The 24,605-nt window shown below is 67.5% G+C and carries 30 protein-coding genes; 1 reads left to right on the top strand and 29 read right to left on the bottom strand.

Annotated features, from left to right (window positions below):
- Window positions 1–23: 23 nt before the first annotated feature.
- The 19 genes from JNC80_RS13305 to JNC80_RS13215 all read right to left on the bottom strand — a co-directional run bounded on the left by JNC80_RS13305 (window position 24) and on the right by JNC80_RS13215 (window position 17,328).
- On the bottom strand, window positions 24–566 hold the full coding sequence (locus JNC80_RS13305; protein ID WP_003500095.1) for a S26 family signal peptidase: 543 nt from the start codon (window positions 564–566) through the stop codon (window positions 24–26).
- Window positions 563–1,081 carry a DUF2840 domain-containing protein gene (locus JNC80_RS13300; protein ID WP_003500094.1) on the bottom strand — a complete coding sequence of 173 codons (519 nt, stop codon included), beginning with the start codon at window positions 1,079–1,081 and terminating at the stop codon, window positions 563–565. The genes JNC80_RS13305 and JNC80_RS13300 overlap by 4 nt, the downstream gene beginning before the upstream one ends.
- Window positions 1,078–1,332 carry a ribbon-helix-helix protein gene (locus JNC80_RS13295; protein ID WP_003500093.1) on the bottom strand — a complete coding sequence of 85 codons (255 nt, stop codon included), beginning with the start codon at window positions 1,330–1,332 and terminating at the stop codon, window positions 1,078–1,080. The genes JNC80_RS13300 and JNC80_RS13295 overlap by 4 nt, the downstream gene beginning before the upstream one ends.
- Window positions 1,329–2,087, bottom strand: coding sequence for a DNA-methyltransferase (locus JNC80_RS13290; RefSeq protein ID WP_003500092.1), 759 nt, complete (start codon window positions 2,085–2,087; stop codon window positions 1,329–1,331). Before JNC80_RS13290 ends, JNC80_RS13295 begins: the two co-directional genes overlap by 4 nt.
- On the bottom strand, window positions 2,084–2,737 hold the full coding sequence (gene parA, locus JNC80_RS13285) for a ParA family partition ATPase (protein WP_003500091.1): 654 nt from the start codon (window positions 2,735–2,737) through the stop codon (window positions 2,084–2,086). Before parA ends, JNC80_RS13290 begins: the two co-directional genes overlap by 4 nt.
- The gene (locus JNC80_RS13280; RefSeq protein ID WP_003500090.1) at window positions 2,734–3,930 is read right to left on the bottom strand and encodes a replication initiator protein A; all 1,197 of its coding nucleotides are present in this window, start codon (window positions 3,928–3,930) and stop codon (window positions 2,734–2,736) included. The genes parA and JNC80_RS13280 overlap by 4 nt, the downstream gene beginning before the upstream one ends.
- Window positions 3,931–3,942: 12 nt before the next feature.
- A complete protein-coding gene (locus JNC80_RS13275) occupies window positions 3,943–4,230 on the bottom strand; it encodes a helix-turn-helix transcriptional regulator (protein ID WP_003500089.1) in 288 nt (95 codons plus the stop codon).
- 134 nt (window positions 4,231–4,364) lie between these two features.
- Window positions 4,365–4,685 (bottom strand): DUF2285 domain-containing protein, encoded by a 321-nt coding sequence (locus JNC80_RS13270; protein ID WP_255411965.1) that lies wholly within the window; start codon window positions 4,683–4,685, stop codon window positions 4,365–4,367.
- A gap of 145 nt (window positions 4,686–4,830) precedes the next feature.
- Window positions 4,831–5,139 carry a transcriptional regulator domain-containing protein gene (locus tag JNC80_RS13265; RefSeq protein WP_174005926.1) on the bottom strand — a complete coding sequence of 103 codons (309 nt, stop codon included), beginning with the start codon at window positions 5,137–5,139 and terminating at the stop codon, window positions 4,831–4,833.
- 122 nt (window positions 5,140–5,261) lie between these two features.
- The gene (locus JNC80_RS13260) at window positions 5,262–5,528 is read right to left on the bottom strand and encodes a DNA -binding domain-containing protein (RefSeq protein ID WP_003500087.1); all 267 of its coding nucleotides are present in this window, start codon (window positions 5,526–5,528) and stop codon (window positions 5,262–5,264) included.
- 115 nt (window positions 5,529–5,643) lie between these two features.
- Window positions 5,644–5,898, bottom strand: a complete 255-nt coding sequence (locus tag JNC80_RS13255) for a helix-turn-helix domain-containing protein (protein WP_003500086.1) — start codon at window positions 5,896–5,898, stop codon at window positions 5,644–5,646.
- 212 nt (window positions 5,899–6,110) lie between these two features.
- Window positions 6,111–6,275: a hypothetical protein gene (locus tag JNC80_RS13250; protein ID WP_167666299.1), complete on the bottom strand. Its 165-nt coding sequence runs from the start codon at window positions 6,273–6,275 to the stop codon at window positions 6,111–6,113.
- A gap of 622 nt (window positions 6,276–6,897) precedes the next feature.
- Window positions 6,898–7,407, bottom strand: a complete 510-nt coding sequence (locus tag JNC80_RS13245) for a hypothetical protein (protein ID WP_003500079.1) — start codon at window positions 7,405–7,407, stop codon at window positions 6,898–6,900.
- A 448-nt stretch (window positions 7,408–7,855) separates the two neighbouring features.
- Entirely contained in the window at window positions 7,856–8,404 is a 549-nt protein-coding gene (locus JNC80_RS13240) for a hypothetical protein (RefSeq protein ID WP_035242850.1), read from the bottom strand.
- A gap of 543 nt (window positions 8,405–8,947) precedes the next feature.
- Entirely contained in the window at window positions 8,948–9,352 is a 405-nt protein-coding gene (locus JNC80_RS13235; protein ID WP_003497247.1) for a single-stranded DNA-binding protein, read from the bottom strand.
- A gap of 722 nt (window positions 9,353–10,074) precedes the next feature.
- On the bottom strand, window positions 10,075–10,491 hold the full coding sequence (locus tag JNC80_RS13230) for a hypothetical protein (RefSeq protein WP_003497248.1): 417 nt from the start codon (window positions 10,489–10,491) through the stop codon (window positions 10,075–10,077).
- Between the two features lie 165 nt (window positions 10,492–10,656).
- The gene (locus JNC80_RS13225; RefSeq protein WP_024897978.1) at window positions 10,657–11,595 is read right to left on the bottom strand and encodes a DUF2493 domain-containing protein; all 939 of its coding nucleotides are present in this window, start codon (window positions 11,593–11,595) and stop codon (window positions 10,657–10,659) included.
- A 328-nt stretch (window positions 11,596–11,923) separates the two neighbouring features.
- Entirely contained in the window at window positions 11,924–12,970 is a 1,047-nt protein-coding gene (locus tag JNC80_RS13220; RefSeq protein WP_003497251.1) for a DUF7146 domain-containing protein, read from the bottom strand.
- Window positions 12,970–17,328 carry a strawberry notch family protein gene (locus JNC80_RS13215; RefSeq protein ID WP_003497253.1) on the bottom strand — a complete coding sequence of 1,453 codons (4,359 nt, stop codon included), beginning with the start codon at window positions 17,326–17,328 and terminating at the stop codon, window positions 12,970–12,972. Before JNC80_RS13215 ends, JNC80_RS13220 begins: the two co-directional genes overlap by 1 nt.
- A gap of 259 nt (window positions 17,329–17,587) precedes the next feature.
- Between JNC80_RS13215 and JNC80_RS13210 the strand changes: the two genes are divergently transcribed.
- Window positions 17,588–17,986 carry a hypothetical protein gene (locus JNC80_RS13210; RefSeq protein WP_003497254.1) on the top strand — a complete coding sequence of 133 codons (399 nt, stop codon included), beginning with the start codon at window positions 17,588–17,590 and terminating at the stop codon, window positions 17,984–17,986.
- Between the two features lie 81 nt (window positions 17,987–18,067).
- Here the strand turns inward: JNC80_RS13210 and JNC80_RS13205 are convergent, their stop codons facing one another.
- The 10 genes from JNC80_RS13205 to JNC80_RS13160 all read right to left on the bottom strand — a co-directional run bounded on the left by JNC80_RS13205 (window position 18,068) and on the right by JNC80_RS13160 (window position 24,431).
- Window positions 18,068–18,490, bottom strand: a complete 423-nt coding sequence (locus tag JNC80_RS13205; protein WP_003497256.1) for an antirestriction protein — start codon at window positions 18,488–18,490, stop codon at window positions 18,068–18,070.
- A gap of 97 nt (window positions 18,491–18,587) precedes the next feature.
- Entirely contained in the window at window positions 18,588–18,887 is a 300-nt protein-coding gene (locus JNC80_RS13200; RefSeq protein WP_003497258.1) for a hypothetical protein, read from the bottom strand.
- A complete protein-coding gene (locus JNC80_RS13195) occupies window positions 18,884–19,153 on the bottom strand; it encodes a DUF6117 family protein (protein WP_003497260.1) in 270 nt (89 codons plus the stop codon). The genes JNC80_RS13200 and JNC80_RS13195 overlap by 4 nt, the downstream gene beginning before the upstream one ends.
- Before the next feature lie 77 nt (window positions 19,154–19,230).
- The gene (locus JNC80_RS13190; protein WP_024897976.1) at window positions 19,231–19,425 is read right to left on the bottom strand and encodes a hypothetical protein; all 195 of its coding nucleotides are present in this window, start codon (window positions 19,423–19,425) and stop codon (window positions 19,231–19,233) included.
- Between the two features lie 9 nt (window positions 19,426–19,434).
- Window positions 19,435–19,836 (bottom strand): hypothetical protein, encoded by a 402-nt coding sequence (locus JNC80_RS13185; protein ID WP_024897975.1) that lies wholly within the window; start codon window positions 19,834–19,836, stop codon window positions 19,435–19,437.
- A 65-nt stretch (window positions 19,837–19,901) separates the two neighbouring features.
- Entirely contained in the window at window positions 19,902–20,099 is a 198-nt protein-coding gene (locus tag JNC80_RS13180; RefSeq protein WP_003497264.1) for a hypothetical protein, read from the bottom strand.
- Complete coding sequence (locus tag JNC80_RS13175; protein WP_024897973.1) at window positions 20,096–20,761, bottom strand: hypothetical protein; 666 nt, start codon at window positions 20,759–20,761, stop codon at window positions 20,096–20,098. The genes JNC80_RS13180 and JNC80_RS13175 overlap by 4 nt, the downstream gene beginning before the upstream one ends.
- Before the next feature lie 97 nt (window positions 20,762–20,858).
- Window positions 20,859–23,027, bottom strand: a complete 2,169-nt coding sequence (locus JNC80_RS13170) for a ParB/RepB/Spo0J family partition protein (protein WP_024897972.1) — start codon at window positions 23,025–23,027, stop codon at window positions 20,859–20,861.
- A 109-nt stretch (window positions 23,028–23,136) separates the two neighbouring features.
- Complete coding sequence (locus JNC80_RS13165; RefSeq protein ID WP_003497267.1) at window positions 23,137–23,478, bottom strand: hypothetical protein; 342 nt, start codon at window positions 23,476–23,478, stop codon at window positions 23,137–23,139.
- The gene (locus JNC80_RS13160; protein WP_003497268.1) at window positions 23,475–24,431 is read right to left on the bottom strand and encodes an ArdC family protein; all 957 of its coding nucleotides are present in this window, start codon (window positions 24,429–24,431) and stop codon (window positions 23,475–23,477) included. The genes JNC80_RS13165 and JNC80_RS13160 overlap by 4 nt, the downstream gene beginning before the upstream one ends.
- Window positions 24,432–24,605 lie beyond the last annotated feature (174 nt).

Here is a 24,605-nt window from a genome sequence, read left to right as displayed (position 1 = left end):
GTGAGGATGAAAGGAGCGCGTCGTCACCGCGTCGGCGCGCGCCAGACGAAGCGGCCATCGCCGTCGTCATCGGTGTAGAGAGGCATCGCGCGGCCGATGACCGCCGAGGCGGGAAGCGCGCCGAAGTAGCGGCCATCGAGGCTGTCGCGGACGTCGTTCATGAGGAAGAGTTCGCCGTCGCCGATCACCCGGCAGCCCTGCCAGGCGGGCAGGTCGCGGCCCATACGGTCGCGCTCCAGCGCCTCGCCCATCTCCACCGCGTCGACCGTGATGGTGCGCCCGGTGCGGCAGACCCTTTGCCCCGGCAGGCCGAGCACGCGCTTGAGGAGCGGCACGCCGCGACCGACATAGCCGCGCGCGACCATGAAGCTCGCGAGCGGCTCGGGCGGCAGCACGGCGACCAGATCCGGTACTTCCAGGGCAACGGCGGGCTCGACCGTGTAGAATCCGACTGGCGCGCTGGCGGTCGCGTTCCAGATCAGCCGTGTCGGCGCCGGGACGATCGCCGCCGCGACCGCGCCCGTGGCCGCGAGGCACGTCACGACGGCGTAGCCGAGGCGGGTCATGGCTCCGCCCTCCGGCGCAGGAGAAACGCCTTGTGCCGGGTGACGGTGTAGGCGCGCGGTTCGTGACCCGCGGCGAGCCGGTTGTGGACGTGCCGCCAGTGGTCGGGCGAAACCTCGGCGGGATCGATGCCCTGCGCCTCGATCGCGTCGACGATCTGGAGCACGCGCTCAACCTTCGGCCAGCCGTCGATCTTGAGCAGGATGTCGCCGCCGGGCCGCACGAATGGCAGCGTCTGGAACGGCTCGCCTCGGTCGACGGCGCGCACGATGTCGACGCGCGAGATGATCGTGCCGTGCTCGTTGGCGGCCCAGCGCACGAGGCAGAAGATCGTCTCGGGCGCGAAGCCGACGAGCCTGCGGCGGCGGTCGAGCTTCTGCTCGTAGCTCTCCTGGCCGAACCTGATCCAGCACTCGATCCGCTTCTCGATCCAGGTGAGTTCGACGAGCGTGGTGAAGGGCGCCGGTCCGTTCGGCAGCGGACGGCCGCGCAAGCGGTAGGCCGCATTGCCGGTCATGGCATGTCTCCTTGGCGGTCGGGAAATTCGCGTTCGAGCAGCTCGCGGAGCATGTCGGACGCCGTGACGCCGCGCCGGAAGGCGGCGATCTTGATGCGGCCGCGCAGCTCGGGCGTGATGTCGATGGTGAGGCGCGCGGTGAAGGCGGCGGCATCGCCACTGCGCGCGGGCGGCGTCTCGCCAGCCTTGATCCAGCCTTCGGCGTCGCCGGGCCGGGAGGCGAAGCCGCGCTTTTCCGTGCGGACCGTCATGGCGCGGCTCCCGCGTCGAATGGCAGCACGGAGGCGATGCGCGCGCGGGCACGCTCGGCCATGGCGGCGTCGATCTCGCAGCCGAGATAGCGGCGGCCGGAAAGCCGGCAGGCTTCGCCCGCCGCGCCCGAACCGGCGAACCAGTCGCCGACCAGGCCGCCAGGAGGGCAGCTCGTGCGGATCAGGATTTCGAGAAGCGCGGACGGCTTCTCGGTCGGATGGATGGCGCGGCCATGCGCGTTGCGCACGTAGATGACCGAGCGCATGAGGCGCGGCCCGCCGTCCTGGCTGACATAGTGGCCGGCGTCGATCTGGCCGGTAAGGGGCGGCCGCTTCTTTCGCCGCACCGTGCGCGCCAGCGCGTCCGGCGTCGTCTGGACATCGTTGTAGACGTCGCGCCAAGGCGTCTCGGCGGGATAGAATTGAACGGCCAGCTCATGCACCCGCTTGAAGCGGTCGGCATGGAAGCTGGAGCCGTTCTGCTTCTCCCAGACGATCTCCTGCGCGATGCGAAAGCCTGCATCCGCGAACCGGATCGCCGTGACCATGAAGCTGCGCAGCGAACCGAACACCCACAAAGAGCCGGTCTGCTTGAGGGCGGCCCGCGCGAGCGGAAGCCAGCCTTCGACGCGGCGGTCCCAGGAGAGCGAGGTGTCGCCGTAAGGCGGATCGGCGAGGATCATGTCGAACGGGCCGCGTTCCGGCATGAGGTCGCGGCAATCGCCGGCCAGGAGGGTTTCGGAAAGCACCGTCATGGCGCGGTCCTCCCGACGCCGAGCCGCGCGATCTCGGCCGCCAGCGCCGAGATCTCGCGCGCGGCCAGGCTGTCGGCGGCGATCTCGCAGGCAAGCCGTCCGGTCTGCGCGGCGTCGGCGAAGATGACGCGCTGGCCGATCGTCGTGGCGAGCACCGGCGGATCGTGCTCGGCCAGCGTCTCGGCCGTCTCGCGCGCGATCACCGTGCGGGCGGCGCAGCGGTTGAGGACGAAGCGGGCGACGAGCTGAGGCCGGTAGATGCGCGCCTCCGTCAGGAGCGCCAGCATCTCCGCCGAGGCCCAGCCGTCGAGCGGCGACGGTTGCACCGGCATCAGCACGAGGTCGGCGGCGAGCAGCGCGGAGCGCATGAGTCCGGCGACACGAGGCGGTCCGTCGATGACGATGTGGTCGGCGTCGCGGGCGAGTTCCGGGGCTTCGCGATGCAGCGTGTCGCGGGCGAGGCCGACGACGCCGAAGGCGCGTGGCAGGCCCTCCCGCCCGCGCTGCTGCGACCAGTCGAGCGCGGAGCCCTGCGGGTCGGCGTCGATCAGGGTGACGCGCTGGCCGCGCCGCGCCCATTCGCCGGCGAGATGGAGGGCGAGCGTCGTCTTGCCGACGCCGCCCTTCTGGTTGAGCACGGCGACGATCATGTGTGCCCTCCCGGCTTTCGGGATCGGGGCGGCGTCGGCGCGTTTGAAGTATCGTCGGCCGTAAGGGAGGATTTACGGAAAGACGTAACCGGACTAGCCTGCGGCCCATGTCCGTGTTTCGTCTTCGTGACGCCGGCATCGAGACTTCTGGCGGCGCTGCGGATGAGGTTTTCCACATCGCGCGCGCGCCCAACAATGTTAGATTCTCTATTAGACTCTAAGTTAAGGCCGGGAATCGTGGTTTCGGGCCAGAGACTTAACTGTGGTGCGTGCGTGCGAAGTCCCGATACCGCCTGCGTGCGAAATCCCGATAGTGCTGCGTGCGAAATCCCGATCGCGTCCACAGCCTTGTCCACAGGGGCCGCTGACGGGCTGACCGGTACGATCCTTAGCAGTTCGCGGCGGCCCTCCCGCTCGATGCGCAGGCGGTAGCCGGGCAGCGGCTGGCGCAGGGCGATGCGGCGGAGCTGGAGCGCGAAGTCGGAGACGCGCACCAGGCTGCCGGATTTCTCATGGAGGTGCGGAACGTCGAACAGCCAGCCGCCGGGCTGGCGTCCGGCGTGCTTGCGGGCGACGCGGTAGAGCCACCGCTCGATGCCGCCGCTCAATCGGAAGTAGGCCGGATCGATGGTGAGGACCAGCGAGCGGTCGACGACGCCCCGGTAGAACCAGTCGGGCAGGACGAACTCCATGCCCTCGACGCGGCCGTCGGCGCGGGAAAGTTCCTCCCACTCGTTGATCCACGAGAACTGGTGCCGCCGCCAGTTCTCGCCCTGGCGGATGTTGGTGCGGATGACCGTCGACTGGAGCCGCGAGAGTGCGCCCTTGAGGAGCTTGTAGTCGCGCGCGCCGGTCTCGCGGCCGATCGCGGTGAGAAGCTGATAAGGGGTGAAGCGCAGGAAGCGCGAGGTTCGAAGGCCGAGATTCTCGGCTTCGACGATCTGGCTCGCGGCCCAGATCAGGACGTCGGCGTCCCAGATGGTCGCCATGCCGTGCTCCTGCACGGCAAGGACCTCGACGCGCACGTCGCCGGCCTCGTAGAGGATCGGCACGACGCGCTTGGCCTTGGCCAGCGAGAAGAACGGCCGTTCCATGAGATCGCGCTGGTCGCGCGGCCGCGCATCGCCGGTCGCGACGACGAAAGGATCGAGCGTGTTGCGTTCGCTGGGCGTGATGAGGCGGCGGCGCTGCATGCCGGGTCCGCCTCAGCGATGCCGCCGCACGCCGTTGTAGGCGGGCGACACCAGGGAAGCGTGGCGCTTGGCGGGCAAGACCGAGCCGCGTGGATCGGCGGTCGAGGTGACAGCGCCCCGCTCGGCCCAGGCTTTGAGGTCGTCGATCGCGTAGACGACGCGGCCGCCGAGCTTGCGATAGGCCGGGCCGGTGCCGTAGGTGCGATGCTTTTCGAGGGTCCGGCCAGACAGGCCGAGGTATAGCGCGGCCTCGGGCGTGCGAAGATAGCGTGGCGGCAGGTCGGAAATGTCGGGCGTCATGATCGGGCCTCCGTGGGGTTCGCGAGGCCGCTGATGGTCAGCGGCGGTCGAAGGCCACGGTGGCGAAGAAGCAACGGCAGGGGGGAGTGCGAAGATGGCGATGCTAAAATCGCACCCCCTGGCCCGACGCCGGATTATTTGCGCCGGCGCCGGCGCAGGAGGCTGAGATAGCCGCCCTCGATCATGGAGAAGGCGTCCTTGACGAGATCCATGACGGCATCGCGCAGGGCCGACGTCTTCCAGGGCTCGTCGGCGATCCGGGCCTGTCCGTAGATGACGCCCGCGATCTCGCGGTAGGTAGCGCCGTTCATGCGGCCATCGACAGCCTGGAGCATGTGCCGCGCCCGCCGGCGTTGCTGGCGGGTCAGACGCCGGTCCTCCGGCACGCGCCGCCGCAACAGCCGGCTGAACAGGCGTTGGACGGCATCGGCGCGGTCGAGCCCGTCCGTATCGATCGGAATGACGATCGAGAGCGGTCCGCCGGCGTCAGCGCCGGAAAGGCGTACGAGATTGAGGTAGCGGCCGCCGCCGAGGTCGTACCGGAAATATTCGCCGTCGTCGCTCGCTCTGGCCTCGGCCGACCCGAGCGCGGCCGAGAGATCAAGTCCGCCGGAAAGGATTGGCGGCGTGGCGGCGAGGACGAGAGCGCCGGTGTCGTGGCCGGGCAGCCAGAATACCGGCGTTTCTACGGCCGAGAGGCCGGGCCGGACGGGGAAAGCAAAGCCCCCAGTTGTTGATCAGGTCTACGGTGGCAGGCGTATCGTCGACCGCCGCGTCCGCCACGGCCCGGTAGTCGCCCTGATATTTCGCATTGCGGCGAAGCCACTCCCAGGCGATGTCAGGGGAGTCGATATCGTCCAGGAAGTCGTAGGTGGAGGAAGATCGCCACTGCGATATGTCGGGTTTCATCGCCTCCTCCTCGCAGTCGTAGAATTAGGGCGTGCAGAGGAGTGATGATTACAATTGCCGCTTGCTCGCGGAAGCCCGATCGCTGGCAACGGATGTTGCCGCGCAGGCATCACGGTGATCGCTTATTTCCGGTATCCTTCGCGCACGAGATGGCGATAGCCCTGCTCGGTCAGCCAGCGCGCCCGCGCCAGGTGGGTGTCGTAGACGTGCCGCGCGCGTTCAGGCTCGCTGTCCGCGTCGAGGCCGAACAGGATCGAGACCGCCTCCCGCCAGCACGCGCCGTCCGCAGCCGAGTCGTGCAGGCGGAAGTAGCGCTTCATGTTCTTGCGGTCGTAGGGTGTCAGTTCCGGGCAATCCGGCGGTGCATCGAGAAAGGCGTTGTCGGTCACGGCAGGGTCCGATCATGGCTTGTCCCCTGGGATTGCGCTCCAGCGCGCCGCCAATGTGCCAGCCCGGCATGGCAGAATGACAAAGGAAGGTTTGCTTCAGAAGGAAATAGCGGCATCAGTATTCTTTGCGGTGCTGTTGTTTCGGCCGAACAAGCATCAAGCCCTCACCCTGATCGGTGCTCAGAAACATGATGCCGTTGTTTTCGAGAGCCCGGCGCACCTGATCCCGCGTGCTTTCGTAGACCTTGAGGCCGCTCTCGGACTCAAGGCGCTTCAGCGCGGTCAGGGAAACCTGGGCCTTGTCAGCGAGCGTCTCCTGCGTCCATCCAAGCAACGCGCGCGCGGCCCGCGACTGTCGGGCGGTGATCATGCATGATCACCTCCTACAGCCACGAATGCGCACGCCAGAACTACGACTAATTTAGTCGCTCTTGGCAAAAAGAGCCAGCGGTAATCGAGTGAAATTCACGGGTTCTCTATAGGTTAGGCCGAACTGATTCGGTCGCCGTGCGCCACGCTCGCCCGGTATGTGGTGCCTTCCCGTCGGCGAGCCGGAAAGAGGGCGAGCGCCCCCTGGCCGGATCAGGCGAACGGGTCGATCTCCCCGACGATCGCATCCTCGTCGCCGTCATATTCGGCGAAGGGCATCACGGCCATCGTGCCATCCCCGGCCCGGAAGATGACGATGGAGACCATCAGGGTAGAGGCGAGGCTGAAGGCGTAGGCGTTTGCATCTGGAAGGGACATTTCTCGGCTCCTGTGCGGGAGCGGGACCATCTCCGCTCGACAGGCTCCCGAAATGTTTCGGCATGGCCGCGATCACCTTGCAGGCTGCGCCGGCAAAGGCCGCACGCATTGCGTAGCGGACCCTTCACGGGTTGATCGTGGAAGGGCATGGCGAAACCAGAGTGGAGCATTCAAGAGCAGGGTGGCGTCCGACCGCGAGCCTCGAACGCCTTCCTGATGCCACCGCCAGGCCGAGCACGCGACGGGTGATCGGGCGCCTCACTCGGTCCGGCGTCGGCAACGAAGCTGCGCACCCGCCGTTCTGCCGGGCGGATTCGCGCCATCGCGGCGAATGATCAATGCCAGGGCTGCGTTCCCCTGCGCGGAGGTAGTCCGCTCAGGGCGCAGCGGAAAGCGGCTTCCGGGAGAGGGAAAGGGGTTTGGGGAAAGGGAGGAGGGAACCGTCCCCTTTCCCCATGGGAGGATGTTTGAAGGAGGGGCTTGCCCTTCCTTCATGGGGAGAGCGCGAGAGGGGGCAACGCCCTCTTTTCGCAAGCAAAGGCGGCCGGTCGAACCGGCGGCCTTGGCTCCCGGCTCAACGGAAAGGCGACAGGCGGCCGAAGCCGCCTGTCGCCTGATGACGTCATCCGTCCTGCTCTTCGTCCTCGAAGGCCGGATCGGTGGTGTAGGTATTGAACCGGATGCCGGTCTCGGCGGCGATCTGGCGCAGGATGGCGCAAAGGCCGTTCAGTCGGTCGTCACCGACTTCGACGCGCGGCGGAGGGAAGCCGTCGAGGAAGCGCCACGTCCCGGTGCGGCTGTCATAGTATTCCTTCGTGGCCCAATCAACGTGAACCTCGCAATGAAGAAGATCGATGCCGTCCGGTTCGCGCCAGTTGTAGGTGAGGTCCTGCCCGGCGCCCCAGATCTGCTCGCCGAGATCGTCTGCATCGGGGCCATCGGGGTTCAGCGCCAGCGCATGCTGAGCGGCGAGCGTCCCGCGCGCCAGGTCGATGAGCTGGTCGAGCTTGGCCACCAGCCTGTCGTGAGCGCCGCGGCTGAAATCGTCGTCGCAGGCAAGCCGGTTGGCAAGCACCATGATTCGGAAGCCTGCGAACTTCGCATAGAGTTCGACATAGTGGAAATCAGACATATCAAGTCTCCTTTCGTTTCTGACGAAAGGTGTCCACGCCTCAAGCACAGAGGGGTCAGGGACCGCGGAACGCGGCCGCCGTGCGGCAAGCGGAGGAACCGATTTTGTGGAGTCGGCCTCTGGCCGGCGGAGGAAAATTGGAGGGGCCGCGCAGTCCTTGACGCCGGATGGGCTGGCGTACAATGCGTAGTCAGAGAGAGATAGCCCGCGGCCCCGACAGGGGCCGCGTCCGTATGGGCCGGGGTGGTTTGGAGGGGGTGTTTCACCCCCTTCATGGGTGGGGGAGCTGGAGGGGGCGGGGCTCTGCCCTGCCCCTTCCGGGGTGAGTTTGAGAGGGGTGGCTTGCCCCCCTTTCATGAGCAAGGTCGAGCGGTCGATCCGCTCGGCTTTGCAGCCAGGACGTCGCAAAGGCGGCAGGCGGTTGCCGCCGCCCGCCGCCTCTCCGGCACTATCGGTATCTGTCGTTTCTGATCGGGGTCTCGTAGATCGCGGGTTCGATGCCCGCCGCCCCGTCCGGCCCGATGCAGTCGTAGTAGAGATAGGTGGTGAAGCGGATGCCGGTATCGGCCGCGATCCGCCGGATGATCCCGCCGAGGCCGCACAGGTGCTCGTCGCTGACCGTGAAGCTCTCCGGGATCGGACGAGGGCACCACATTTCCGCGACCGGATCTCTGTAGCCGCCCCAGTCTATCTCCGGATCGATGCAATCCAGGAGATGCCAGGGATAGAAGCCGCCGCCGCTGGTTTCGAGATCGCCGACGCAGAAGTCGATGGTCATTTCCAGGGCCTCGCGCGCGGCCGGATCGGTTTCGGTCCGAAGCAACGCTTCCGCCCGATGGCCTTCCCGGCAGAACCCGGCAAGCTGCTCGAGCGCATCGGCGAGCCGGTCATGGACGACCTCGGCAAAGCGCGTGTCGCACTCGGCGCGGTTCGCACGAACCTGATTTCCGAAGGCGATGAACTTCGCATGGAAGTCGAGGAAATCGAGCTTGGACATTCTAAGTCTCCTTTCGTTTCTGACGAAAGGTGTCCACGCCTCAGCACAGAGGGGTCAGGGAACGCGGAACGCGGCCGCCGTGCGGCAAGCGGAGGAACCGATTTTCTGATCCGGGCCTAGCAAGGAACGGAGTCGAAAATTGGAGGGGCCGCGCAGTCCTTGAGGCCGGATGGGCTGGCGTACAATGCGCAGTCAGAGAGAGATAGCCCGCGGCCCCGACAGGGGCCGCGTCCGTATGGGCCGGGGTGGTTTGGAGGGGGTGTCGCACCCCCTTCATGGGTGGGGGAGCTGGAGGGGGCGGGGCTTTGCCCTGACCCTTCGGGGTGAGTTTGAGAGGGGCGGCTCCGCCCCCCCTTTCATCAGGGGAGCATCGGGCCAAAAAGTGGATGCCGGTTTTTGGACCTGCCCGATGCCCCGGCGAAGACCTCGGACCGTCGCGCCGCAGCGCGGGGCGGTTCGGGCCGGTAAATCTTCCGGCGGCGCGATCGGTCGCGAACATGGAGAAACCCGGCGGCTTGCGCCGCCGGGCCTTGGGCCTCCCGCTCAAAACGGGATGTCGTCGTCGTAGTCGGTCTGTCCGCCCCGCTCATTTTCGGTCTGCTTTGCCCGGCTCAGGAAATCGACCGTCTCGGCGATGATCTCGCATCCGTAGCGGTCGTTGCCTTCCTGGTCCTTCCACTTCGTGTAGTGGATGCGGCCGCGAACCAGCACCTTCATACCGCTCTTGCAATAGTCCTGGACCGTCTTGCCGAGGCCGTTGAAGGCAGTGATCCGGTGCCATTCAGTGTCTTGAACCCGGTAGCCCTTCTCGTCCCGGACAACCTTGCCTTCAGAGTAGCGGGGGCGCGAGGTGGCCAACGTGAAGTGGGTGATCCGGGTGCCGCCCTGGGTGGTGCGGGTTTCGGGGTCCTGACCGATGTTACCGGCGAGAATGACGATGTTCTGCATTGTAAGTCTCCGTTGCTTCTCGGAGGGACCATCCCTCCGACGAGACCCGGCCAAGGCCGGCGGGAGACGCCTGCAACTGCACGCTCGCGGGCAGCTCGCCCATAAGGCCCGGAGTGGGGCGGGCAGCCGCGCTTGCGCGGCAACACGGTCCGGAGCCGCGTGGGTTGCGGCCGGAAACCGAACGGTCTTAGGGGATCAGTCAGTCGGAGGGATTGGTGCCTCTGAACGCACACGGGATCAGACGCACGGCAGACCATCGCCATTCTCGCCGGCAACAGCGAAACGTCAGGCCCGATGATTCCGCGCCGCCGGGACGACACCTCCATCATCCGCTTCCGGCCACCCGCGTCTCGCTGCTCGGAGGGCATGGGCCTCCGGGAAGGCAATGAAGAGGGCTGACGGGTGCTGAAGGCACGGAACGGCGCTGCGTCCCCCGGTTCGACGGCCGGCAGTGCGGTCCATTAGCATCGTGGCGAGGCGGAAATGAAGGTGGTCGCGGCCAGCCTTCACGACACGAGGGGAGTTGGCCAGCGGGCGAAAGACGCTCGCGGCCTGCGGGCTCATGCCGATGATCGGCCGCTCCTGACCGGGCGAAGCAGACCCGAAGCGGGCGCATGGGCCGACCGGCGCCGACGCTGCATCGCGTTCTGAGCGGGAGGCCGAAGGGCGGGCGGCGCAAGCCGCCTCAGTTTGTCCTGGGAGCGGCGGATCGCGATGCCGGATCAGCGCGAGAAGACCGAGACGCCGAGGGCATTGAGATTGACCATGGCGGCGATGCCGATGAACAGGCCGCCCGTGCCGCCGAGCAGATTGAGCACGATCGCAGAGTCGACCGCATTCTTCGTAACGCCGTGGACAAGGGCATAGCCGGCAATGGCGGCGGGAACTGCGAAGATCGCGAGTGCGATCAGGCGCAGGGCCGGGTTCTTCGCGAAGCCGAGAACGCCGATCACCAGCGCGATCGCCCCCAGGGCGGCGGCGATGGCGGCGAAGCCGGTCATGAACAGGCCCGCGCCGGCGGCCCAGGCATATTGTGCGGCCGTGAGGCCGACCATGAAGGGCAGTGCATAGATCGCGAGATTATAGGCGATGATGCAGAGCATGATGGTCAGGGAGATAGCGAGCAGGATCAGCGACATGGAAGCCTCCGCATGAACGGTTGAGGATCACGACAGGCTTCCGGTGAATACGCTCCGCCTGCGACTATGCTGCTGTGCCGGTTCTGCAAGGATGTTCAATCAAAGCCATCATCATCTCCCGTAGTCAAGTATTCGGCCGGTGAAGGGTTGCCGGAAGGCGGCGCTTTACGCGCCGCCCTCGAACTGCATGGTCGGGATGCCGAGCTTGCGGGCCTTGTCCGCGAGGTTTCCCTGAATGCCGCCGCCGCCGAAGACGAGGACGCCGACCGGCAGGACTTCCAGCATCGTGTCGTTACGCTTGTAGGGAGCCTGCTTTGCCGGATACTTCTGGAAGTCGGGCTCGAAGGCGATCTGCGGCACCTTGCGGCTGGCTGCCCAGCGGGCGGCGATGCGTTCCGCGCCCGTCTTCGCGCCGCCGTGGATGAGCACCATGTCGGCGTGCTTCGCACGAACCTGATCGAGTTTCGCCCAGATCAGGGTATGATCGTTGAAGTCGGTTCCGCCCGAGACGGCAACTTTCGGACCGGCGGGCAGCAGCACCTCCTTCTCAGCCCGGCGCTTCGCGGCAAGGTAGTCTCTGGAGTCGATCATCGCGGCGGTCAGATTGCGATGGCTGACCTTCGAGCCGGTGCGGGGCCTCCAGGCGCTGCCGGTGTGGTGCTCGAAGGCTTCGGCGGCGACATCGCGGAAGAGTTCCATGCTGTTGCGCCGTTCGATCATGGTCTGGCCCTCTGCCGTGAGGCGTTCGAGTTCGACCGACTTCACCTCGCTGCCGTCCTGTTCCGTCTGAAACCGGCGCTGCGCCCGCTCGTTGTCGTCCAGCTCGCGCTCCACCCGGCCGGTGGCGCGGTGGAAGAGATTGACGGCTCCCCAGAGCAGCTCTTCGAGATCGGGTTCGAGGCGGGTGTCGCCGAGGGTCGCGACGAGGGCATCGAAGATATCTGCGACGGCTGCGGCGACGGCATTGCCCTCCGGAAGCGGCCTCGGATCTGGTTCGTCCTGATATGGCCGCCAGCCGTAGAGCTGGAGTTCGTTGAGGACATGATCGGTGGGGGATGCGGTGTGGATCGGCTCGTAACCTGCGTTTTCGTCTTCGTTCGTCATCGTGAGCGTCCTTGTCTGGAGACCGCGCCCATCGCGGCCTTCGCAGGCGTCGACGCCCACAGGCGGACCGGACTGGCAGCCCTCGCCTCTCGCGAGGGCCTCGATGGCCAAGCCCGGCTATTTTGTTTCGCGCTGCAAAGGCGGGGCTCGCCCCGCCGGCGGAAAATAGCCGCGCGCCGCGCCATTGCCCGGCCGGGCCGTTTGTGGGCCGATCGCCCTCTCAGAAGGCCGTGGGCGTGGGCTCTCCGACAGCAAAGGTCGCTTGCGATGATGAAGGGAGACGGCAAGTGGAGACGCCTGATCCACACCGCATCCCCTGCCGATCGCCTCAGCCCTCCACGAAACGGCGGACGTCATCGGGATGAACCTGCTCCAACAGGGTCGCCCGGAGGGCGTCGACGCCGCGCCAGCGCAGATCATCGTTGAAGTCCTCAAGCTTCGGCGACAGGGAAATCGCCTCGATCCCGAGGCTCGTTGCTCTGGCGACCAGGCTGTCTCGCGCACCGTCCCCTGCCGGATCGCGATCCCGGAGGACATAGAGCCTGCGCAGGCTCAGTGGGAACAGGATGGCGGCGAGGTGTGCGGCCGAAAGCGCCGCCATCATTGGCATGTGGGGCAGGACCTGACGGGGCGATAGCACGGTCTCGATGCCTTCGCCGGCCGCCAGCACCTCACCGGCGGCGCCGAAGCGGACACCGTGCCCGAGAAGATCGCCCATCGCCCGCCGCGGTGAATCGACGGGCGCCTTGCCCGAACCGTCCGGTGAAAGCCAGGTGCGGTGCGCGCCGGTCTGCTTGCCGTCGAGGTCGGTGACGGACGCGACGATCGCCGGCCAGATCTCGGTGGGCGAATGCGCATCCGGTTTATAGTAGCACCGCCCATGGTAGCGCAGCGCGGCGACGCCGGAGAGGGACGTGATCGCCCGCCCGTTGAGGTAGATTTCCGCAAGCGTGCCGCCGATCGGCTGCGACATCGCGAAAAGCCGGCGCGAGGCTTCCGGCGACCCCGACGGCGCGGGGCTGGAGGTCCTGCCGGTCGGTGCCCCCGTCGTCGCAGGCTCGGGATGCGGGAGCGAGAGGAACCGGCGCGCTTCCTCGGCTACGTCCTTGAAGTCGACGAGGCCGAGCGCCTCGCGGATGACGTCGAGGAGATCGCCATGCTCCCCGGTCGATGCGTCGGTCCATTTGCCTGCCGCGCCCTTGCCGGTTTCCGGCCCGGTCAGGCGCACGAACATCGAGCGTCCGGGGCTGTTGCGCGCATCGCCGACCTGCCAGTACCGTCCGGCGCGCCGGCCGGACGACAGGTATTCGCGGCAAACCGCTTCGGCGTGATGGCCGAGGCGGATCGCCAGCTCGGAGGCGTCGGGACGGGGCATCACGCCGCCTCCCGCTCGCCGATGCGCTCGACCGGCCAGCGATCGAGCACCCTGGCAAGCACGTCCGGGCCGCTGGCGTCGCTCGGCACGAACATGCGCAGCTTCCACGAGATGATCTCGTGGAACAGCCCGTAAGCCGTCAGGCGCTCGCGCATCGTGTCGTCGAAGCCCGACAGTTCGATGCGGTTCGCGCCCATGACGCGCACCCGGCGAAGCTGAAGGCCCTCGGCGAGGTCGAGGATGGTGCGGCCGTCCATCAAGGCGGCGAAGGCGTCGTCGGGCGCGATCGACGCGGCGCCGGTCGTGGTCGCGGTTGCGGCCCAGGCCGGAGAGACCTGCCGGCCGATGATGCGCTCGCCATCGTCCGTCTGGAGCCGATAGACGCGCGTCGAGTCGTTGGGCAGGCGCTTCCAGATCGGCAACAGCAAGCCCGTAACCATGTGAAGCCTCGCATCGGTGAACTCCGGCACCTCGGCGATCTCGGCTTCCCAGGCCGATGCGAAGGCATCCCGGTCGGCTTCGGCCCAGTGCGTCCCGCCCATGAGGCGGATCGGGATGTTGTGCGCCTCGGTCGGGCGGATCAGGCGGACACGGCGGTCGATCTCGCCGTCGTCGAGCATGACGCTGCTCGCTGGTATCTGCACGGCGGCCCGGCCGGAGCGCTCGTTGACGAGCAGCTTCGCGCGCGGATCGGCAAGTTCGGCAAGAGCTGCGTCGAGCGTCACCGGCCGGTTGCGCCTGCGTTCGTTGATCGTGAGCAGGCTGGTTTCCGCGCCGGTGCGGGGGTGGGTGTAGATCGTCTGGCGATCGACGACGACGAAGCTTTCGGCGCGCAGGGTCTCCAGCCCGGCGTCATAGGTGCCGGACGCGATGGCACCTTCGATGCGGGCCGTCAGCAGCCCTTCAAAGGCGGTGAACAGCACGCCTTGAAGCTCGATCGTCAGCGCCAGCAGCCTGTTCAGGAAGGTCGTGATCGGCGGCAGCTCGTCCTTGAGGCCGTTCGAGTCCATCAGCTTCAGCCCGGTGGCCTGCTCGAAGCGGTCGAGCGAGCATCCCTCGACCTTGCCGCGCACCAGCAGGAAATAAAGCTGACGCAGCGCGTCGCGGGCGTAGGGGCTCTCCAGATTGTCCTCGGGCCGGAACAGGCCCTGGCCGCCGGTCTGGCGCTGGCCGCGCGTGATCGCGCCCAGCGTGTCGAGGCGGCGTGCGATCGTGCTCAGGAAGCGCTTCTCCGCCTTCACATTCGTCGAGATCGGCCGGAAGAGCGGCGGTTGTGCCTGATTGGTGCGGTGCGTCCGGCCGAGGCCCTGAATGGCGGTGTCCGCCTTCCAGCCCGCCTCGAGCAGATAGTGGACGCGCAGCCGCGTGTTCTTCGCCGACTTCTCCGCATGGTAGCTGCGGCCGGTGCCGCCGGCGTCGGAGAAGACGAGCACGCGCTTCTGATCGTCCATGAACGCCTGTGTCTCGGCGAGATTGGCGGCGCCTGCGCGCGTCTCGACGACGAGACGGTCGACGGTGACGCTGCCGCCGGGCTTGCGCACGATGCGCCGCGAGCGGCCCGTCACCTCGGCAACCATGTCCGTCCCGAAATGCTGGACGAGCTGGTCGAGCGCGCCGGGAACCGGCGGCAGGCTGGCGAGCTTGGCGATCAGCGCGTCGCGTCGGGCGACGGCCTCGCGGCTTTCGACCGGCAGGCCGTCGCGATAGACCGGGCGCGACGACAGATTGCCCTCCGAGTCCGTGAACGGCTCGTAGAGCTGGACCGGGAAGGAATGGGCGAGATAGTCGAGGACGTATTCGCGCGGCGTGATGTCGACGCGGACGTCGTTCCACTCCTCGGTCGGCAGCTCCGCCAGCCGCCGTTCCATCAGCGCCTCGCCGGTCGAGACGATCTGGATGACGGCCGAATGGCCCGCCTCCAGATCGGCGGCGATCGAGCGCAGCAGGGTCGGCGCTTTCATGCTGCATAACAAATGGCCAAAGAAGCGCTGCTTGGCGCTTTCGAAGGCCGAGCGGGCGGCGGATTTCGCCTGCCTGTTCAGCGTGCCGGAGCCGCCTTCGCCGCCGCCGGTGATGTTGGCGGCCTGCATCGCCGCATCCAGATTGTTATGGATGATGGCGAAGGCGGCGGCATAGGCGTCGTAGATGCGGACCTGCTGGGGCGTCAGCTCATGCTCGACCAGCTCGTATTCGACGCCGGCGAAGGAGAGCGAGCGGGCGGTGTAGAGGCCGAGGGCGCGCAGGTCGCGGGCAAGCACCTCCATCGCCGCCACGCCGCCGGCCTCGATCGCCTCGACGAACTCCGCGCGCGTGGCGAAGGGGAAATCCTCGCCGCCCCACAGGCCGAGCCGCTGCGCATAGGCGAGATTGTGGACGGTGGTCGCGCCGGTGGCGGAGACATAGACGATGCGCGCGTTCGGCAGCGCATGCTGGAGGCGCAGCCCGGCGCGACCCTGCTGCGAGGCGGCAACGTCACCGCGTTCTCCCTTGCCGCCAGCGGCGTTCTGCATCTGGTGCGCCTCGTCGAAAATGATCACTCCATCGGCGTCGGAGCCAAACCATTCGACGATTTGCCGGACGCGCGAAACCCTCTCTCCGCGGTCGTCGGAGCGCAGCGTGGCATAGGTTAGAAATAGGATGCCCTCGTTCAGCGTGATCGGCTTGCCCTGCGGGAACCGCGACAGCGGCGTGACCAGCAGGCGCTCCATGCCGAGCGCGCCCCAATCGCGCTGCGCGTCCTCGATCAGCTTGTCGGACTTCGATATCCAGACCGCCTTGCGCCTTCCTTGCAGCCAGTTGTCGAGGATGATCGCGGCCGACTCGCGTCCCTTGCCGACGCCGGTGCCGTCGCCGATCATGAAGCCCTGGCGGAGGCGGACGGCGCCGCTGGCGTCCTCGGCCGCGGCGCTCAGCTTGTCGAAGGTGTCGTCGACCGTCCATGCGCCGGCGAGGAAGTCGGAATGCGCCTCGCCGGCATAGATCACCGTTTCGAGCTGCGCGTCCGACAGCAGGCCGAGCACGTCCGCCGGCAGCATCGGGCGATAGCTCGGCTTCGGCGGGGCGACGCTCGCCATCGACGTCGACTGGACGAGCTGGGTGGGATGCGCGCAAGCCCCGGAAATCCGGATGGTCTGGAGACCGTATTCCTCATAGATCGCATCCGACAGGCGACCGGCCTGGGCAGGCTTCCAGTCGACCGTCTCATAGGCGAGCGGAACGCCCTCCGGCTCGCGATGCGCCACAGCCGGCGCGGCCTTCGCCGCCCGGTTGATATAGGCGCGCACGGTCCGGGGCGCGGCGGTCGCGGCCATGGGCACGGCGATGGAAGGGTCGACCGGCGGGCGGGCCGGGAGATGCTCGGCCAGCCATCCGAGAAGCGTGGCGACGTCCGGCGCGACGCCGGGCGCGGTCGGGAACGCGGTCGGATCGTCCGCCGGCAGCTTGTCGATGACGGTGAGCCGCGTCGGGATGGTCGTGCCGTGCTTGGCATAGACCGACCCGTCGATCGCGGCGGAGAAGACGACGCGGCCGCGTTCCTGCAGACGGGCATAGGCCGAGGACCAGGCCGGTGCGTCCGGCGCGAAATTCGCCCCGGTGATCGCCACCAGCCGGCCGCCGGGCGCAAGGCGCGCCAGCGCCGAGGCGACATGGCGGAAGGCGGCGTCGGCCATGCGGCCCTCGACATTCGCCATCACCGAAAAAGGCGGGTTCATGAGAACGACGGTCGGAAGGAGAGCCCGGTCGAGGTGATCGTCGATCTGGGCCGCGTCGAAGCGCGTGACGGCAAGGGCCGGAAAGAGGTGGGAGAGAAGATCGGCGCGGGTGTCGGCCAGCTCGTTGAGCAGGAGCGAGCCGCCGGCGATCTCGGCCAGGATGGCGAGAAGCCCGGTTCCGGCCGAGGGCTCCAGCACGCGGTCGGCCGGCGTGATGGCTGCGGCGAACGAGGCTGCCAGGCCGAGCGGGATCGGGGTGGAGAACTGCTGGAAGGTCTGCGCCTCCTCGGAGCGGCGCGTATGCGTCGGCATCAGGCCGGCGATCTTGGAAAGCTGCGGCAGGACCGCGGCGGCGGAGCCGGCCTTGCGGAAAAGCGGCTTTCCGTATTTGCGCAGCATGAGGACGGTCGCGACCTCGCAGGCTTCGTAGGCGGTCTTCCAGTCCCAGGCGCCGGCAGTGTCGGAGCCGCCGAAGGCGGTTTCCATCGCGCCGCGCAGCATGGTGGCGTCGACGCGCTGGCCGCGTTCGAGGTCAGAAAGGAGGATCTGCGCGGCAACGACGATCGCCGAGGGCGTGGCGGACGCAGCGACGGGCGGAAGCGATGCGGCGACCTCGGCGGCCGCGGTTGCGGATATCATGTTCATGATGGGGAACCTCGGGAGAGTGGACGGAAACGAGCCGCGCAGCGCTCTCTCTCGACCGCACCGGCTCAAATCCGTCCCGGCCCCTCTCTTCCTCTCACAGCTTCCGCGAAATCGCCGAGAGCAGCCGTTCGCCGCCGGAGGTTTCCGGCCGTCACCTCGTTGAGACGACGGCTTTGATCTACAATTGAGCGGGCTGGATTTTGCGCCGGTTTGCTTGCGCAAATCCCGAAACAACCGCGATATTGGAAGGATTAAGCTCGTGAGGACATGGCTGCTTCCGCGTGCGCCGAGATTCTACTGGCTCATCATCCTGGCGTTCGCGGCATCGACGATCACGTCCGATTTGCCGGATTTCGGAGAGGGGCATTGGTCGACCTCGACCGCCTTCCGTGCCTGCATCATCGCGATCGCGCTTCTCCTCGCCGCCCTGTCGGAGTTCTGGGACATCGCGCCCGCGATCATCGTCAGCGCGGAGGCCCGCTACCAGAACCGGCAGGCGCAGGCGGTCTACACGATCCCCGTCGTTTTCGACACCGCACCGACCGTCGTGCCGAGGATGTCGCGACTGCGCGTGACGCGGACGGATGACCATCGGCCCGTCAGGCCGTGGACCTTGCGCTTCGACTATGCCGCCGAAGGACAGAAGGGCGAATGGTAGGACGGCCGCCCCCGCCGCGCCGAACGGGCCATCGCGAACACGACGAGAGCGCCCCGCCGTGAGGCGAGGCGCCCGGTCAAGTCAGTCGATCGCCGCGAAGATAGCCGAAGCTTCGGCATGTCCCTTCGAATAGGCTGCGAGGCGATGGTAGGCTTCCGCCAGATGGTCGGAATCGTGGCGCAGCGCGAGGTTCGAGAGGACGAAGAGGGTCGCGATGATGCCGGCGGCCTCGGCCGACACCTCGCCGCGAAACTCGGTGAGCCCGCTTTCGATCCGCATGGGCGATCGCGACGCGGGGGCGAGGAACAGCGGGCGGCCCCCATACTCGTAGAAATTCCAGAAGCCCCCGCGATAGTCATAGGGGCTGAGCCGCTCCATCACATGATAGACGGTGTTTTCCGCGATGATGAGGAGCCGCAGGCCGAACAGGGTCGGCAGGAAGGTTTCGCGGCAATCGTCCGCTACGATCGTTGCGGTCTGGCGGGCAGTGGCTTGAAGGGTCATGGCCTGGTTCTCCGGAGAGAGGAAGGAGACAGGTCCGGGCGGCGCTCTCTCTTCAACCGCCCCGAACCGTCCAGGCCCCGTCCCTTCTCTCCCTCGCTCACAGGCGCCAGAGGCCGCCGGCGATCTCCCGCACCAGCATGTCGCGCGCCTTCGCCATCACCTCGCGGCCGCAGGTCTCGGGGTGATCGAAGAAGCGCGCGGCCGGGCCGTTCTCGGTCCAGTCGGCGTAGTAGCAATAGGACCGATCCTGAAGCCGGAAGGCCGTCATGTCGGCGGCCCAATGCGGCTTCGGCTCGACGACGACGGTGACGCCATCGCGCGTTTCGGGCCAGGGCAGCGAGCGCTGCGAGGGCGGGCAACGAAGGTCCGCCGCCAGTATCTCGTCGACGGTGATCATGACGCGGCTCCCTCGCCCGACCTGGCGATGAAGCCGTCCGGATCGTCGGGATCGGGCGGCAGGTAGGCGTCGTAGGGATTGCCATCGGCCAGATGGCCGAAGGGCGTCATGACGAAATCGCCGTCCTCCGCGCGGCCGACGGCGCAAAGGACGTAACGGCGCTCGCCGGTGACGGCATCCAGGCACTCCATGAGTGCGAGATTGCCGTCGCCGGCGGCGCGGAGAAGCGTGTTGAAGTTGGTGCGGGCGTGATCGGGAATGGCCATGTCAGGCTCCTGAAACGAGAACGCCCGGCGCGATGGCCGGGCGATGGATGGGGATTGCGATCGGGGAGACGCAGGCGTCAGAGGCGGAAGCGCGCGACGAGGCGTTGCGCCTCGGCGTGGTGGCGCAGCATCTTGCGATAGAAGCGCTTGCGCGCGTCCCGCCTGTCGGGATCGCGCAGGGCGGAGCGGGACAGCTTGCGCCGCGCCGCCCCGACGACCGTGCGGCCGCGTTCCCACACGGGAACAGCGAGACGGAGATAGGTGGCGTACATCGCGGCCACCTACACGTTGATGCGCTCGCACAGCGCGTCGATCTCGGGGAGATCGAGCCCGGCGTGCGCGCCGTCGTTGTTGTAGATGTCCAGGAACACCGGATCGAGCGGCCCGTTGACAAGGGCGAGCTGAAGGGTGCGAAGACCGGCGAGCACCGCATCGCGCTCGTGGGCGGTCATGGCGACGATCAGGAACGCCTCGACCGTCTCACCCTTTTCGAGAAGACGGACGCCGGTGGATTCGTCGATTTCATAATCGTCGAACTCCTGCACCTCGCCGGTGGCGATCCATTCGCCATCGTAGCGGACGCTTTCGGCGACGCTTCGCGCCTCTGCGGGCGTGCCGGCCTCGACGACGGTTTCGTAATAGACAAAGGCATCGTGGCCCTTGCGGACAACAAATCTGGGCATGGGAAGCTCCATAGGGAAAGCACCGGGCGCGACGGCCGGTCTGGTTGACGGGATGGTGGGAAGGCTCAGTGCCAGGTCTGCCACGCGCCGCTTTGGGCCGCGGCGTGGCAGCGCAGCATCTCGCGGTAGAACTTGCGGCGCAGAAGGCGTTTGCAGCGGTCCCGGCGGACCCAGGCGGGAAGCATTCGCGCCGCCGCCCGCAGGACCGCCCGGTCGGTGTCGATCACCGTGATGCCGAGATCGGCATAGATCGAGTGCATCATGGCCGGCCTCCCTTGGTGTTGCGCCACAATGCCGGTCCGAGGGCGGTGAGCACCGCGCGGATCTCGGCCGTGCCGGTCCGGTCGTCGGGAGCGGTCGATCTGACGACAGCCAGGCATGCCGAGCTGATCTCGCAGTCGGTCACGGCGTCGGGCGACAGGCCGCCGAAGTCCGGATCGGTTGCGAGGATCGTCGCGATGCGATCGCGAACTCGATCTTCCTCAAGCCATGCCAGGACATGGCGACGTCCGGGAAGATCGGCGGCAGGGTCGGGATCGCGCGCGCCGGCGATGATCGCCTCGCCGCGTGCGACCTCCCAGGAGGCGCGCGAGATCCAGTCCCTCTCCGTGGCGGTATTCGCGCAAACGTCTGCGACCAGCATCTTCAGCAGGCCGAGAACGATCTCGAACTGCGCGATCTTCCGGGCGTCCGTCTCCGCGAACTGCGAGGGAACGGCAATGGATGACCGTGCGAGGGGCGCATCCGGTCCGGGCCAGATGCCGGTGACGTAGGTCTCGCCGGCCGACTCGTAGGCGATCGCATCGCCATCCCGATCGTCGTCCTCGATGGCGAGCCGGCAAGCCAGCTCGGGCGTGTCGGCCTCGTATGTCCGCGTCCGGTAGGCCGGGAGCCGGTAAGCGGTCTCGATGGTGAACATCGGCATGATGTGCTCCTGAAACGAAAACGGCCCGGCGAGCGCCGGGCCTGGAGGTGGAAGGGGGAAGATGCGGGGCGACCGCGGCCGCCCCGCGGATGTGGGACTATTCGGCGGCGACGAGCACCGCCGGATCTTCGCCGGTGCCGGCTTCGGGGGCCTCGTCGTCGCCGGCGAGGAAGTCGGGAAGCGCCACGTCGGGCTCGTCCTCTTCGGCTGCACCCTCGATCGCGGGCTCTTCGCTGGCGAGACGCAGCGGTTCCGGGAGCCAGCCGGTATTCGCCAGCCGCTCCTCCGCCTCGGACGCCATCCACATCTTGTCCTTCTTCTGGTTGTCGAGGAGATTGGCGGTGCTCTCGCCGACGGCCTCGGCGATGGCTTCGAGGATGCGCTGCTTGGTCACGCGACCGAAGTAGTTCGCGACGGTCGGCCGGAATCCGGCCTCCGCCATGTCGAGGCCGGTCACGCGGGCCAGGCGGTCGGCTTCCGCCATGCGCGCCTGGAGCTGCCTTTCGGAGATGCCGGTGGCGCTCATGGGATTGGGCCGCTCGTAGAGCGCGTTGATCCCGAGAGACATGCAATGCGCCAGCAGCGCCATGCGGTTCTCGTCGTCGAGCGCAACGAGCCAGTCCCAGAGCGCATCGTCGTCGGTCGGCACCTTGGCCTTCCATGCGGCGTGGCGCTTGTCCACGGCCTTCGCATAGGGCGTGGTCTTCAGGTCGGTTCCCTGATTGCCGCAAAAGACCTCGTGAACCGAGACCTGGACGGTCGCGCCATGGGTGGATCGCCTGAAGGCGTCGCGGGCGAGCTTGTGCAGCAGCGCCGTCATGGCGACATGGGGATTGCTGCCGACCGCGTTGCGCAGCGCGATGGTACGATGCGCCGACAGCTCGATCACCAGCTTTTCGGGGAGCGGCCGGATGACGTCCACGTCCTCCTCTGGCTCGACCGGCCGGCCGTTGACGGCGATGACGGTGCGCGGTCCCTCGGGCGAGAGATCGTCATCGTCCTCGCCGTCGATACCGGCATCCGGCTCGACGCCTTCGGTGTCGACGGTCTCGACCGGCTCGTCCTCGGGGCGCACCCAGCCGCGATTGACGACAAGCTCGCCGTCCTCGTCGACGGTGACGAAAGCGCCGGCGATGGCGATCTCGACCGGATCATAGACGGTCGGGCGGCGCTCGAAGGCTTCGAGCTGCCTTTCGATCTCGCCTAGGCGCCGGTCGATGTCCTCGGGCAGCTCCTGATCGGCCGGGTACTTGGCCTCAAGCCGCTCCTGCTGGCTGCGCAGCTTCTCGCGTTCGCGCCGCTCCTTCTTGGACAGTTCCGCCGGCGTGCCGACGACGCCGCGCAGGCCGTGGTCATAGCCGTAGGGAAGTTCGAGGTCTGCTTCGACCCACTTCCAGCCTTCGGCGGCCACAGCATCCGCGGCCGCCTTCAGCTTCTCCCCGACCAGCCGGTCGAGAAGCGGCACGTCTTCCAGCCATCCCTCCTCGTCATCGTCGAAGAGATAGCGCGGCAGGAGAGACCCGCTCGCCGCCAGATAGGCGTCGAGGCCGACGAAGCGCGCACGCTTGTCGGATGCGGGAACCTCGGTCTCGGTGAGCATTTCCCGGATCTGCCAGGGCTCCTTGTTGTGGGACTGCCGGACGGCATCCCAAACCTGCTCCTGGCGTTCGTGATCGGGATGGGCGGTGAACGCCTCCAGCGTCCGGAGCGTCATGCCGTTCGCGGCATAGACCTCGTGCAGCTTGGGCGAGACCTTGGCGAGCACCAGGCGCTGCTCGACATAGCGCGTCGTCGTGAAGTAGGCGCTGGCGACCTCCTCGTGGGTCATGCCGCCATCCACCATCCGCTTGAAGGCGCGGAACTGGTCGAGCGGATGCAGCCCGACGCGGAAGGTGTTCTCGGCCAGCGAGTCGTCGACGGCCGAGGTCTTGGCATTGGCCTTCTTGACGAGGCAGGGGACCAGGCCGTCCTCGGGGAAGCGACCCTTTGCCACCAGGCGGGCGATGACGCGGTAGCGGCGACCGCCGGCCGGGGTCTCGAAATCGCCGGTCTCGTTGCCGTCGGCGTCGAGAACGGCGCGGACATTGATGCCGAGGATCAGGTCCTCGCGGCGCTCGACATCGAACTCAAGCTCATCGAGGCCCGCATCGGCGTCGACTTCGCGAACATTGTCGTTCGACAGATGGATGCGGTTGAAGGGAATGTCGCGCGACCGCGAGAACTCGATCATCGCGAGGGCGGGCTTCTTCTTGGCAGCTCGGGCCATGGTGGGGTACTCCGTGACGGGCGCCGAGAGCCTCTCTCTCCGCTATCAACCCGTCACGAAATCCCCATCCCCTCTCTCACTCTCTGGAACGCCGATGCGGGCGCCTGCCTCACCGGGCGGGGAGCGACGGCCGCGGCGCGTCCACCCCGTATTTCCGCCGCAGCGTGTCGATCGCCGCCTCCTGCCGGACGATCCTGCGACGAAGCCGGTCGAGATCGGGACCGGACGCCTTGAGCAGATCGTCGAGGATGCGGCGGTATTCCGCCTCGTCCGCGCCGGTCCAGCGGCTCATCGCACGATGGTAGTGCCGCGCTTTCGGCCGCCGGCGGATCGCCTCGGCTTCGGCCCGGCGGCATACCGCGCGCTCGGCCAGCGCGAGATTGTCCCGGCTTCGGGCGAGGCCGGCTTCCATGCGCACGAGAGCGGCGTGAAGTCGCGCGCGGTCAATCACGCCGCCCGCCTGTCAGGCTCGGCCTCCACCGGGCGCAGCCCGTCATCGGGGGCGAAGGACAATATCCAGTCGGCCGCCTTGCTGGCCTGGCTGGCGGCGCGGACCACGGCGCGGGAATCCTCGCGCAGCACGTCGAGCCAGGAGCCGATATAGTCGGCATGGCGCACGGTCGGGACGATGCCGAGCGACGCGCAGCAGAATGCGGCGCTCATCTCGGCGATCAGTTCCTCGAAGGCATATTTCTTCGTGCCGAAGGAGGAGGAGAAATCGCGGTTCAGCCGGCTGCGATGGCCGCTGGCGTGACCCAGCTCGTGCAGGGCCGTCCGGTGCCAGTTGATCGGCTCGAAATAGGCTTGCGGCGGCGGCACGACCACATAGTCGTCGGCCGGTACATAGAATGCCCTGTCGCCGCCGATGCGGAAGTCGACGCCCGTCGCCCTGATCAGCGCCTCGACCCTCGGCTCGATCAGGCCGGGGGGCGGCGGCGGAACCGCGACGGTGATGTCGTCGGGCAGCCGTTCGCATTGCGCTGCATTGAAGACGGTGAAGCGCTTGAGGAAGGGGATGGCCTGGGCTTCCTCGCCGGTCTCGCGCGCCCGGCGCTTCTCGTCCTCTGGGACGAAGCGGTCGGCATAGACGACGGTGGTGCCCTGCTCGCCCTTGCGGACATTGCCGCCGAGCGCGGCGGCCTGCCTGTAGGTGAGCCAGCCCTGACCGGGAAAACCGTGCTGCACGACGGCGCCCCAGAGGATCAGGATGTTGATGCCGCTGTAGCTGCGGCCGGTGGCGGCGTTCCTCGGCAGGCCGAGCGGCGCTTTCGCCGACGCCGTGCCCCAGGGCTGGACCCAGGGGAAGCGGCCGACCTCGAGCTCGGCGATGATCTTGCCGGTGATCTCGTCATAGAGGTTCGTCCGGTCCGAGCCGGCGCGAGGGGTGCGGTCACGTCTGGACATCGCGGTTCTCCGCGACGGGCGCCGGGAGCCTCTCTCCCAGCCCTCAACCCGTCACGGCAAACCCCGTCCGCACTCTCACTCTCGGGGGGCGTTGCGGGGTCTCCCCGCAGAAGGGGGTGTGTCGGCAACGAAGTGCCGACCAGGGGGAAGGCTTTCCCCCGCAAGACCGTAAAA

The organism is Pseudochrobactrum lubricantis (assembly GCF_041929865.1).
GTDB classification, from domain to species: domain Bacteria; phylum Pseudomonadota; class Alphaproteobacteria; order Rhizobiales; family Rhizobiaceae; genus Pseudochrobactrum; species Pseudochrobactrum saccharolyticum.
Note: the sequence above shows the minus strand (reverse complement) of the source record. Positions and strands in the feature narration are given on the sequence as shown.